Genomic DNA, 12,672 nt, shown 5'->3' with positions numbered 1-12,672 from the left:
TATGGACTTTGAACTTAATGAAGATCAACGTGCATTTGCCGATACCGCTCAGCAATTTGCCGATGAGCGTTTAGCGCCGATGGCGGCGGAGTGGGATGAAAAACAGATCTTCCCCAAAGACGTATTGAGAGAGGCGGGAGAACTGGGGTTTCTCAGCCTCTACACTCCAGAAGCGCAAGGTGGCCTAGGGCTGAGTCGCTTAGATGCTTCAATTATCTTTGAACAACTGGCCATGGGATGTACGTCCACTACGGCGTTTATGACGATTCACAACATGGTCAGTTGGATGATAGCCAGTTTTGCTACCGATGAAGCCAAAACGCAGTTCTGCCCGAAGTTAGTTACGGGGGAATGGTTAGGCTCCTATTGCTTAACCGAGCCCAACGCAGGATCAGACGCCGCTGCACTGACCACTTCCGCTACAAAAAAGGGGGATAAGTATGTGCTCAACGGTGGCAAAACCTTTATCTCTGGCGCAGGAGAGACAGATGTTTTGGTCGTGATGGCGAGAACTGGAGAAGCGGGTGCCAAAGGCGTGTCTGCATTTGTTGTTCCTGCTCAAACAGATGGTATCAGCTATGGGCGCAAAGAACCCAAAATGGGTTGGAACAGCCAACCAACACGAGCGGTTACTTTTGAAAATGTCGTTATTCCAGCTAGCCATATACTGGGCGAAGAAGGGCAAGGTTTTGTCTTTGCGATGAAAGGGCTTGATGGAGGGCGTATAAATATTGCGACCTGCTCCGTCGGTACGGCGCAACAGGCCCTTAATCAGGCGGCACGGTATATTCAAGAACGTAAGCAGTTCGGCAAGCCGCTTGCGCAGTTTCAAGCCTTACAATTCAAATTGGCAGACATGGCGACAGAGCTAGTGGCTGCGCGGCAGTTGGTGCGCTATGCCGCCAGTAAGCTCGACCGAAATGACCCAGATGCCACTGCTTATTGCGCGATGGCAAAACGGTTCGCAACCGATGTGGGCTTTCATGTTTGCGACCAAGCGCTGCAGCTTTATGGCGGCTATGGTTATATCAAAGAGTATCCAATGGAACGTCATTTCAGAGATGTGCGTGTGCATCAAATTCTGGAGGGAACGAACGAAATTATGCGTTTAATCATCGCGCGCCGTTTGCTCTCTGAGGAGTCGACCTTGCTGTAGCGAAGTATTGGATTTGTTCATTGAGAAAGGATTCATATATGCCATTAACCCAAGAAGCCATTCAACATACGATCGCTAATCACGTTGCGGTGGTGACGATGAACAACCCGCCAGCCAATACGTGGACAGCAGAGAGCCTCAAGGCACTGAAGTCGCTGATACTCACACTTAACGATGATAAGCAGGTCTACGCACTGGTTTTAACCGGCAGTGGAGAAAAGTTTTTCTCTGCTGGTGCGGATCTCAAGCTATTTTCTGATGGTGACAAAGCGGTTGCGTTAGACATGGCGCGATGCTTTGGTGAAGCGTTTGAAACACTCTCGGAATTCCGTGGTGTTTCCATTGCCGCCATTAATGGTTACGCCATGGGCGGAGGTTTAGAAGTGGCATTAGCTTGTGATATTCGAGTAGTTGAAGAGCAAGCGGTACTTGCTTTACCTGAAGCCAAAGTCGGACTTTTGCCCTGCGCTGGCGGTACCCAAAACCTCACAGCGTTAGTAGGAGAAGGCTGGGCAAAGCGCATCATTTTATGTGGAGAACAAGTTAGCGCTGACAAAGCAAAAGAACTAGGCTTGGCTGAGGAGTTGGTTCCCAAAGGCGAAGCGTTAAGTAAAGCGTTGGAGCTTGCTGAATCTGTTGCGAACCAGTCACCATCTTCTGTCGCCGCATGTAAGGCGCTCATTCAAAATATGCGCTCTGCGCCACTTAAGCACGGCTTAATGAAAGAGCGAGAGTTGTTTCTGAATCTTTTTGATACGGAAGATCAAGTTGAGGGTGTTCGCGCCTTTTTAGAAAAACGCCCACCGCAATGGAAAAACCGATAGGAGGCCACATGGCAGGGATGGTAACCATCAGTGAAATAGAGTGCTTAGATGGCGTGCACCGCATTGGTATCGCAACGTTAGACAACACCGCTTCATTGAATGCATTGACGTATGACATGTTGGTCCAACTCAACGATCAGCTTATCAAGTGGCAAGACGATCCGCATGTGACTTGTGTGGTACTCACTGGCGCTGGAGAAAAAGCATTCTGTGCTGGTGGCGATGTTCGAGCTATGTATCACGTCATGCATAACGAGAGTAAAGAAAAAATCGTAGAGTTCTGTACGGACTATTTCTCGTTGGAGTATGAGTGTGACTATCTCATTCACACTTACAACAAGCCTATTATCGGTTGGGGAGAAGGTATTGTCATGGGCGGTGGAATGGGACTTTTTATGGGAACCAGCCACAAAGTTGTGACAACAACATCACGCCTTGCTATGCCAGAAATTAATATTGGACTGTATCCCGATGTCGGAGGTACATGGTTTTTAAGCCAGATAGATCCGCAAGTGGGTTTATTCCTCGGATTGACAGGTTCAATGGTGAATTCAAGTGACGCTGTCACTATTGGTTTGGCCGATTGGTTACTGTTGGAAGAGCAGTATCCCACCTTACTGGATGAGCTAAAGCGACTCCAGTGGGGCAAAGAGGATGCGAAAGAGTTGGTAACTGCGCTACTACAATTAATGGAAGAACAGGTTATTGATAGCAAACCAACCACGCAAATTTGTCCATACTTAGATCAGATAGAGGAAGCGTGCAAAGGCTTTGATCTTAATGCGATAGCACAGCGAGTCATGGCTATCGAAGGGAACAGTCAGTGGATAGAAAACGCGAAACAAACGTTCGCCGCGGGCAGTCCGATCACCGCGCATATTTGCTTCAGACAAGTGAAAGAATACCACAGCTTACCACTTGCAGATTGCTTCCGTTTGGAACTGAGTTTATCGGTTCGCAGCGCCTTATTAGGTGAGTTTAAAGAGGGCGTCCGTTCTCGGCTTATTGACCGGGATGGCGAACCTAATTGGATGTTTAACAGTGTCAGTGAAGTCGATGAAGATGTCATCGATACCTTGTTTACCTCACTTTGGCCGGATGACGAACATCCGCTTGCTGATTTGGGTGAACAAACACTAGGTCAATAAGGAGAATGATCATGAGTACCATCGCATTTATCGGTTTAGGAAGAATGGGGCATCCGATGGCGCAAAACTTATTAGCGTCTGGATTTAACGTTCAAGTATTCGATGTCGATAGCGAAGCGGCAAAGCAACTTGCACCTTTTGGTGCGGTGGTGGCGAGCTCTATCGAGGAAGTCGTGGATGGTGCAAGCACGGTCATCACGATGCTACCAGCAGGTTCTCACGTTCGTTCCGTGTATCTTGGTGACTTACACGGCGGCGTAGGTGTCCTCAATCTTGTCTCGCCAAGTACCTTGATGATTGATTGTTCAACCATTGATCCGGACTCTGCGCGATTAGTCGCCAATGAAGCGGCAAATAAACGCGTGCTGTTTGTCGACGCGCCCGTTTCGGGTGGTGTTGCCGGCGCTAAAGCGGCGACATTAACCTTTATTGTTGGTGGCTCGGATGAAGCGTTTTCTAAAGCCAATGCCATTTTGCAGTACATGGGGAAAAATGTTTTCCATGCCGGTAAAGCGGGCGATGGTCAAATGGCGAAAATCTGTAATAATCTGATGCTCGGCATTTTAATGTCTGGTACGTGCGAGGCGCTAAATCTAGGTATCGATCATGGGCTCGATCCCAAAGTGTTATCAAACATCATGCTGCAAAGCTCTGGCCGAAATTGGGCATTGGAGCTTTACAATCCTTGCCCAGGAGTGATGGACAGTGCACCAGCCAGCAACGATTACCAACCGGGCTTTATGAGCAAACTCATGTTGAAAGATCTCGGTTTGGGGTTAGATGCGGCGTTACAAACACACTCTTCGGTTCCGATGGGCTCACTGGCGCGTAATTTATATTCTTTCCACAACGCGAGCGGTCATGGCGAGCTCGACTTCTCAAGCTTGTTTGAGTTTTACAAGAGTAAGAAGGGCTAGACTGAGTTTTGCTACAAAACCGTCTGAAATGGTGAAGTAAAACTCATCATTTCGGACCACCTAAACAGGTTTGAAATAGGGAACATTATTAGCGATGGAGTGCAGTAACTATGGATATTAAAAATAGTGTCATTGCCATTACAGGTGCAGGGCAAGGACTTGGGCAAATGATGGCAATTACGCTTGCTCAAGCCGGTGCAGATTTAGCGTTATTAGATGTAAACGCTAGCGGTTTAATGGAAACACAAGAGCAGTGCCGAATGCTGAGTGCGAAAGCTTTGACTTATCAAGTGGATGTAACGAGCGAAATCGACGTTGAAACCACGTTTGACGCGGTTATCCAAGATTTTGGCCAACTCAATGGGCTAGTCAATAACGCTGGCGTGCTAAGAGATGGGTTACTTGTAAAATCAAAAGACGGCGTGATCAGTAAGATGTCTTTGGATCAATTCAATTTGGTCATGAACGTCAACGTTACGGGGACATTTTTGTGTGGGCGTGAAGCTGCCGTTAAGATGATTGAGAGCGGCTCACAAGGCGTTATCATCAATATTTCTAGTGTCGCGAGAGCAGGGAATATCGGTCAAACCAATTATTCTGCATCTAAAGCGGCGGTCGCAACCATGGCGACAACGTGGGCCCGTGAGTTAGCAAGATACGGTATCCGCGCGGCGGCGATTGCACCAGGTGTGGTACACACCGCGATGGCAGAGCAAATGAAACCAGAAGCCATAGAACGGCTAGAAAAGATGATCCCAATTGGAAGGATGGGTGAAACAAGTGAAATCGCGCATGCAGTAAAATACATTCTTGAGAGTGATTACTTTACTGGCAGAGTTTTAGAAGTGGATGGAGGCATTCGTATGTAAAGCCCTAGGGTTAGGCCCCACAGACCGGAATGACAAGCTTCTTTCCCTTTCAACATTTCCTATTTTTCCGAGAGCCAGTTCTGGGTAACGTAAGTGTTTATTACTCATATTTGGATTCGCCCTGCGAATGGTTTGTCAAAAGTAAATAATGAGAAGTAAATACCACTCAAATACTAAGTGAAATCATTAATTTGATATTGATCACAATTTTCCACTTTTAATTTCCCCTTCGTACTCAAGCTATCTATGTAAATGCAGTTGATAGTCAGTCTCATCAAAATGAATTTGCAACTGTCTGTTTCAAAAGACATTAACTTTGAAGTACGTGAAATTCGTGTTGAGGTTAATCTCCTATTTAAAGAGTGTGAGTTTCATTAATGGAAGGTTAGTTTCCAGTTGTGGCTAATGAGCTTTAACTTTTTACTCCTCATAATGCGCCAAATGTAACATTGTGTTTCAAAGTGTAACAATAAACTCACACTAATAGTGTGGTTTTGATCTCCACTCAATTCCGTTTTGTTTCGCTCTGATCCCGACGTTACTCATGCTCAACACATAAACATTCTAATGACTATAACAACTGGTTCTTAGCTTGATACCAATCGTAGCAAGTAATTGTTCATTCTAGCTGGTTAAGATGCTTGATAACGGCGCTGAAAAATTTGTAAGTAGAATAACTACTTATCAAAATTTTTGCCTTTTTATCAAACATTCCCCTGCGCTGTTTCTGAGCTCTTATTTACTGTGATTGGCATTTGTTTTGAAACCAGACAACCATCGAGAAAGTTAATGGAAGCCTCAAGATATAAACGCATCTTGTCGAGGGGAAGTTTGGCGTCCGTCATACTTATGCTCTCAGGATGTAATTCAGCTTTACTTGACCCCAAAGGTGCCATTGGTGTGCAGGAAAAAGAGCTAATTATTACTGCTCTTTTGCTGATGTTGATCGTTGTAATCCCTGTGATTTTAATGACGATTTACTTCGCTTACCGATACCGCGCCTCTAACACTGAAGAAGAGTACGCTCCCGAGTGGTCACACTCGACCAAAATCGAAGTGGTGGTATGGACAATTCCAATCATCATCATTGCGATTCTTGCGACGATCACATGGCGTTCGACTCATGAACTAGAGCCCTCCAAACCATTGGAAAGTGATGTTAAACCAATGACCATCGAAGTGGTGTCACTCGATTGGAAATGGTTGTTCATCTATCCAGAGGAAAACATTGCGACGGTGAACTATGTGGCGTTCCCGAAAGACGTGCCAGTGCAGTTCAAACTGACTTCGGACAACATCATGAACGCGTTTTTCATCCCTCGTTTAGGTACACAGATCTACGCGATGCCAGGAATGGTAACCAAGCTCAACCTGATAGCGAACCACGAAGGTGACTACAAGGGTTTTGCATCGAACTACAGCGGCGAAGGCTTTTCGCAAATGAAGTTCACAGCTTCAGCAATGTCTGATCGTGCTGCGTTCCTAAATTGGGTGCAGAAAGTGAAGGCGAGCCCTGATCGTATTGAAGATTGGGAGCAATACAGCTCACTGGCAGCGCCAAGTATCGCAGAGCCAGTCACTTTGTTCTCTAGCGTTCCTCCGTTCTTGTTCACCGACGTTGTGACTCAGCATCCTGGTTCAATGAACTGTTTGCCTGAAAACCAAGGATAATCGTAATGTTTGGAAGATTAACTCTTGATTCAGTTCCATTCCACGAACCTATTATCGTCATCACCTTAGCGGTTGTGGCGCTGGTTGGTTTAGCCGTAGTTTACGCGGTAACTAAAGCCGGAAAGTGGCAATATTTGTGGAATGAATGGTTTACTTCAGTAGACCATAAAAAACTTGGCTTCATGTACATCGCAGTAGCGATGGTGATGCTTGTTCGTGGTTTTGCTGACGCAGTCATGATGCGTAGTCAGCAACTCCTTTCTTCTGCGGGTGAAGCAGGTTACTTGCCACCGCATCACTACGATCAAATTTTTACTGCCCATGGCGTGATCATGATCTTCTTCGTAGCGATGCCATTGGTTATTGGTCTGATGAACATCATCGTGCCATTACAGATTGGTGCGCGTGACGTAGCTTTCCCGTATCTGAATAACTTGAGCTTTTGGCTGTTTGTTGTTGGTGTCATTCTAACAAACATGTCTCTCGGCTTAGGTGAATTTGGTCGCACCGGCTGGCTAGCGTATCCGCCGCTTTCAGGTATTGAGGCCAGCCCAGGAGTCGGGGTCGACTATTGGATTTGGGCGCTGCAGATATCAGGTGTCGGTACGACGTTAACAGGCGTGAACTTCTTCGCGACCATTTTGCGTATGCGTACACCGTCTATGCCAATGATGAAGATGCCAGTTTTCACTTGGGCGTCTCTGTGTGCAAACATTTTGATCATCATTTCATTCCCAATCCTAACGGTGACTATCGCTCTGCTAACGCTGGATAGATACCTAGGCATGCACTTCTTTACCAATGATCTTGGCGGCAACGTAATGATGTACGTCAACCTGATTTGGGCTTGGGGCCACCCAGAAGTGTACATTTTGATCTTGCCAATTTTTGGTGTGTTCTCAGAGGTCACCGCAACCTTCTCACGTAAAAAGTTGTTCGGTTACACATCGCTAGTTTGGGCTACCGTAGTTATCACGATTCTTGCGTTTGTCGTTTGGCTACACCACTTCTTTACGATGGGATCTGGCGCGAACGTAAATGCCTTCTTCGGTATTGCCACGATGATTATTTCTATCCCAACAGGGGTGAAGATCTTCAACTGGCTATTCACCATGTACAAAGGCCGCATCCGCTTTACGACGCCAATGATGTGGACGGTGGGCTTCCTGATCACCTTTACTGTTGGTGGTATGACAGGCGTACTAATGGCTGTTCCGGGCGCAGATTTCGTTCTGCATAACTCAGTATTCCTGATTGCTCACTTCCACAACGTTATCATCGGTGGTGTGGTGTTTGGATGTTTCGCTGCGATCACTTACTGGTTCCCGAAAGCGACAGGTTTCACCATGAATGAAACTTGGGGCAAACGTGCGTTCTATCTTTGGATTATTGGTTTCTTAATGGCGTTCCTACCGCTTTACGCGCTGGGCTTTATGGGTATGACTCGTCGTTTAAGCCAAGACATCAACCCTGAATACTTCCCACTGTTATCGATTGCCGCAGCAGGTACGGTTGTGATTGCGCTGGGCGTATTGTCTCAGTTCATCCAAATTTACGTGAGTATCCGTGACCGCGAGCAAAACCGTGACCTAACTGGTGATCCGTGGGGTGGTCGTACTCTTGAGTGGGCAACATCGTCTCCACCGCCGTTCTACAACTTTGCACACCTGCCAAAAGGTGATGTGCTGGATGCCTTCTGGTACCAGAAACAAAGTGGCGAGTTCGATCCAACTAAAGAAGTGGAATACGAACGTATTCATATGCCAAAAAACACGGCAACAGGCATCTACGTGTCGGCTTGGTCGCTCCTATTTGGCTTCGGCATGATTTGGTACATCTGGTGGCTAGCGGCGGCAAGTTTGGTCGGTATTATCGTGACGTGTATTCAGCACAGCTACAACGATGACGTGGATTACTACGTGGAAGTTGAAGAGATCAAAGCAATTGAGGCCGAGCGTCGAGCTCAGCTTGAAGAAGCGAAGAAAAACTCAGTGAAAGACAGCGAAAGTAAAGATGATCTGGAGGTGACGTATGCAAACTAATATCGCAGCACATCACGACCATGATCACCACCATGACACGAATGGCAACAAGCTATTTGGTTTCTGGGTTTACCTGATGAGTGACTGCGTACTGTTTGCGACCTTGTTCGCGACATACGCTGTGCTGTCGAGCAATTCAATTGCGGGCCCAACAGGTAAAGACATTTTCGAACTGCCATTCGTGTTTGTCGAAACCATGCTGCTGCTGTTTAGCAGTATCACATTTGGTTTTGGCATTATCGCGATGAAGCGCAACAACGTTGCTGGTCTCAAACGTTGGATGTTAGTAACGTTCGCGCTTGGTCTTGGCTTTATCTGTATGGAGGTCTATGAGTTCCATCACCTGATTGAAGAAGGTTATGGCCCACAAACAAGTGCATTCCTATCGGCATTCTTTACGTTGGTTGGTACGCACGGCCTGCACGTAACCTTTGGTCTGATTTGGTTGGCGGTAGCATATCACCAACTGTCGACGAAAGGTCTGAACTACAATATGGCAATGCGCTTTAACTGCTTAAGCCTATTCTGGCACTTTCTAGATATCGTTTGGATTTGTGTCTTTACCATCGTTTACTTACTGGGGGTAATGTAATGGATCAACATGTAGAAACCAGTGCGTCAGATTACGTGAAAGGCTTTATTGCCTCACTGATTCTGACGGTAATTCCGTTCTACTTTGTTTGGACGAAATCATTACCAGATACAACGACCTATGCGATTCTATTTGGATGTGCATTAGTGCAGATATTTGTTCACTTTAAATACTTCTTGCACATGGAAACAAAAACATCCGACGGACGTTGGAACCTTGTATCACTGATGTTTACCGCCATTGTTGTACTTATCCTTATCGCTGGCTCGGTATGGATCATCTACAACATGAACGTCAACATGAAGTTGTAGGCCAAGGTATGCTGAAAAGTTATTTGTCTATCACCAAACCGGGCATTATTTTCGGCAACCTGATTTCTGTTGCGGCGGGGTTCTTCCTCGCCGCAAAAACAGAACCAGCTAGTCTAATGTTGTTCGTTACAACGTTAGTTGGTGTGGGGTTAGTCATCGCTTCAGGTTGTGTGGTGAATAATATTTTCGATCGTGATATCGACCAAAAGATGGCACGTACACGAAATCGTGAAACAGTGAAAGGTAACATCAATATCGATATTGCGTTTGTTTATGCGCTTGCTTTATTGCTGGTAGGGACCGCACTGTTATTTATCCGAGTGAACCCACTATCCGCTGTCGTCGTTTTGCTTGGCTACGTGTATTACGTGTTCTTTTACACGATGTGGTACAAACGTAACTCGGTGTATGGAACCTTAGTGGGAAGTATTTCAGGCGCAGTCCCGCCATTGGTGGGTTACCTGGCGGTAACAAACTTCATTAGCTTGGAAGCGATTTTACTCTTTACCATGTTCTGTCTCTGGCAAATGCCGCACTCGTACGCGATTGCCATGTTCCGCATGCAAGACTACCGAGAAGCCGGGATTCCCGTATTGCCAGTTAAAGAAGGCATTCATAAAGCGCATCGACACATGAAAGCGTATGTCGTGGCGTTTGGAGCAGTATCGTTGGGGTTATTTTTACTTGGTGAAGCCGGGTATGAATACTTAGCGGTTGCAGCGGTCGTTTGCTTTATGTGGACGAAAGTGACCTTTCGCAGCATTGATGACAGCAACTACATCGCTTGGTCAAAGTCGGTGTTTAAAGTCTCACTGCTAGTGGTGATGGGGATCAGTGGTGTACTAGGATTAGAGCTTATTCCGTTGCCATTTATTTATTGAGTTTGAAATTCTTTAATATCACTTCTATGTAGCTCCCATTCTGAGAGCTACATGCTTTGCTAGACTCGAATTCATGCCTAAAAGAGATAATATGATTATCCCTTTTTACTATGGTCTTGGTTCATGTTTCGTCGTTTTACTCTTCTTTCAATTGTTGCAATGTCTTCATGCGTATTAGCCCAAGTTCCGTCCTCGGTTAGCTCCGTGGAAACTTATCGCGTTGGAGATATTCTTGTCAGGCTTATTATCCACAACATGGAGATTAATCCAGTGATTGAAGTCGATACAATTAATCGTTCAGATTATGAAATAAATGATGTATTTCGAGTTGCCTCCATTTCTCTAGATAATGAAAAACTGGATTTCAACAATAGTGCTGGCGTTTTTGTAGAAGAGTATGGAGAGCGTGATAATAAAGTATTTTTCGTGCTTGATTACGTTTACCTACATGGGGGAGGAAGCGTTCTTGTGGATTGTGAAGTCTCATTCGAAAAAGAGAAGATCTTACCCCCAGAATGTAGGGTGAAGGTAAACTGAGAAATCGGCCGAGTTGCTTTGCTTACAAGCTTATCTTACTAAACCTTAATCCAGATTAAAGTTTTGTCACCCACGAGGCATTAAGGTGCGCCTGTAGTTTGCAGGTCTCACGGATTCAGAGAAGGAACAGCCATACGTTGTGTATCGCTGTTCCTTTTTTGTTCTTGGTTACTTGGGAAAAGATAGAACCATAAAGACAACATTAAGAGGACTGGTTTTGAGCATTTTGTTTTCCGAAGCCCGCATTGGCAACATGACCATAAAGAACCGTTTTGTGCGCAGCGCAACGTGGGAAAACATGGCGACTGAAAATGGCCACATGACGGATAAGCTTTACGATATTTACGAAGAGTTGGCGAAAGGTGAAGTGGGTTTAATTGTTACTGGTTATGCCAATATCGTGGAAGAAGAGAAACCCAACGCTGGGATGATGGGGATCTACAACGACTCTTTTATTGAAGAATACAAAAAGCTAACAGAGCTAGTACATCAACACGATTCTAAAATCGTAATGCAAATTGCTTACGGCGGAACCAAAACCACCTACAACGTCGGTGAGCGTGTCATCTTCGCTCCGAGTGACGTGCCTGAGCGTGGCACGAATACGCAAGGCAAAGCGATGACTAAGGACGAGATCGATTACATCGTAAAGGCATTCGCATTGGCGAGTAAACGTGCTCAAGACGCTGGTTTTGACGGCGTAGAGATTCATGCGGCACACACTTACTTAATTAACCAGTTTTTAAGCCCGTACTATAATCGTCGCGAAGACGAATACGGTGGTAGCTTAGAAAATCGCATGCGTTTCCTTTTAGAAATCTTTTCTGAAACCAGAAAGCTGGTTGGGAGCGAATTTCCCATCCTCGTTAAACTGACGGCAACAGAGTTCTTTGACGGCGGTTTAACGTTCGATGAAACTCGCGTCGTCTGTAAGAAACTTGAAGAAGTAGGCGTTGATGCGATCATCGTATCTGGCAATGTTCACGGCAAAGCAAACGAACTTGTTGGTGAAACGTTCGATGGTTATACACTACAAGAAGAAGGTTACTTTCACGAATATGGGCACGTGATCAGTCAGGACGTTAACATACCGGTGATTACTGTCGGCGGGTTGAGTGAGATTGATGCGATTGAGAAAATTGCAGAAAACACAGATATCCAATTTTTTGCTGTGTCACGTCCTTTATTAGCTGAACCTCAGTTAATAAAACGCTGGAAAGAGGGTAATCGAGCGCCAGTGGATTGCGAGCGTTGCTCAAAATGCCGTACCAAACGTGGTAACTTTTGCGTAGTGTATAAGAACCGAAATCGTCGTAAATAACCCACCTTAAGTGGCGGTATTTCACTGATAAATAGTGTAATAGTCTTCTAAAACACTAAGAAGGCTATTCAATTTAGTTCAATATCACTGCCTCTAACGGCTATTCACTATTCGCAGTCCGAAATATTTTTATAATCCTATTTAATTGATAAATAAAGGTAATATAATTAATTATTAAAAATATTAATTATAAGACAAAGTTTCATATCTGAAACTAAATTGCATTCTAAACTTACAATGAACTTATTAATAATTAGGTGCGAGTGTCACGCAGGGTAAAGAATACAGAAGGTGCTTTGAGGTGCGGTATCATTGCTATAACTATCTGATTTTTATAACTGTGTTTCAGCTTTATCGAACCCAAGAGAGTAAGGGAATTTGTGACCCTACGGTATCGTTACTG

The 12,672-nt window shown here is 45.3% G+C and carries 12 protein-coding genes; all 12 read left to right on the top strand.

What is annotated here, in order from left to right; translation table 11 throughout:
• Nucleotide 1: 1 nt before the first annotated feature.
• Nucleotides 2-1,156 carry an acyl-CoA dehydrogenase family protein gene (locus tag NL645_RS03935; RefSeq protein WP_253651237.1) on the top strand — a complete coding sequence of 385 codons (1,155 nt, stop codon included), beginning with the start codon at nt 2-4 and terminating at the stop codon, nt 1,154-1,156.
• Between the two features lie 38 nt (nt 1,157-1,194).
• Nucleotides 1,195-1,980, top strand: a complete 786-nt coding sequence (locus tag NL645_RS03930) for an enoyl-CoA hydratase (RefSeq protein WP_006742441.1) — start codon at nt 1,195-1,197, stop codon at nt 1,978-1,980.
• 8 nt (nt 1,981-1,988) lie between these two features.
• Nucleotides 1,989-3,128, top strand: coding sequence for an enoyl-CoA hydratase/isomerase family protein (locus NL645_RS03925; RefSeq protein ID WP_193447497.1), 1,140 nt, complete (start codon nt 1,989-1,991; stop codon nt 3,126-3,128).
• 11 nt (nt 3,129-3,139) lie between these two features.
• Nucleotides 3,140-4,045, top strand: a complete 906-nt coding sequence (mmsB, locus tag NL645_RS03920; protein WP_005390978.1) for a 3-hydroxyisobutyrate dehydrogenase — start codon at nt 3,140-3,142, stop codon at nt 4,043-4,045.
• Between the two features lie 110 nt (nt 4,046-4,155).
• Complete coding sequence (locus NL645_RS03915) at nt 4,156-4,914, top strand: SDR family oxidoreductase (RefSeq protein ID WP_065646176.1); 759 nt, start codon at nt 4,156-4,158, stop codon at nt 4,912-4,914.
• A 789-nt stretch (nt 4,915-5,703) separates the two neighbouring features.
• The gene (gene cyoA, locus NL645_RS03910; protein ID WP_005388604.1) at nt 5,704-6,585 is read left to right on the top strand and encodes a ubiquinol oxidase subunit II; all 882 of its coding nucleotides are present in this window, start codon (nt 5,704-5,706) and stop codon (nt 6,583-6,585) included.
• A 5-nt stretch (nt 6,586-6,590) separates the two neighbouring features.
• Nucleotides 6,591-8,627, top strand: coding sequence for a cytochrome o ubiquinol oxidase subunit I (gene cyoB, locus NL645_RS03905; protein WP_005375781.1), 2,037 nt, complete (start codon nt 6,591-6,593; stop codon nt 8,625-8,627).
• On the top strand, nt 8,617-9,219 hold the full coding sequence (gene cyoC / locus NL645_RS03900; RefSeq protein ID WP_253651236.1) for a cytochrome o ubiquinol oxidase subunit III: 603 nt from the start codon (nt 8,617-8,619) through the stop codon (nt 9,217-9,219). The genes cyoB and cyoC overlap by 11 nt, the downstream gene beginning before the upstream one ends.
• Entirely contained in the window at nt 9,219-9,530 is a 312-nt protein-coding gene (gene cyoD / locus NL645_RS03895; RefSeq protein WP_012842490.1) for a cytochrome o ubiquinol oxidase subunit IV, read from the top strand. Before cyoC ends, cyoD begins: the two co-directional genes overlap by 1 nt.
• Nucleotides 9,491-10,411, top strand: a complete 921-nt coding sequence (cyoE, locus tag NL645_RS03890) for a heme o synthase (protein ID WP_031780178.1) — start codon at nt 9,491-9,493, stop codon at nt 10,409-10,411. The genes cyoD and cyoE overlap by 40 nt, the downstream gene beginning before the upstream one ends.
• A gap of 123 nt (nt 10,412-10,534) precedes the next feature.
• On the top strand, nt 10,535-10,948 hold the full coding sequence (locus NL645_RS03885) for a hypothetical protein (protein ID WP_253651235.1): 414 nt from the start codon (nt 10,535-10,537) through the stop codon (nt 10,946-10,948).
• Between the two features lie 217 nt (nt 10,949-11,165).
• Complete coding sequence (locus NL645_RS03880; RefSeq protein WP_114322945.1) at nt 11,166-12,269, top strand: NADH:flavin oxidoreductase; 1,104 nt, start codon at nt 11,166-11,168, stop codon at nt 12,267-12,269.
• The last annotated feature ends 403 nt before the right edge of the window (nt 12,270-12,672 follow it).

It is taken from the genome of Vibrio sp. Y51_MX_L26 (genome assembly GCF_024181935.1).
Lineage (GTDB): Bacteria > Pseudomonadota > Gammaproteobacteria > Enterobacterales > Vibrionaceae > Vibrio > Vibrio diabolicus.
The sequence above is the reverse complement of the archived record's forward strand: the minus strand, read 5'-3'. Positions and strand labels throughout refer to the sequence as shown.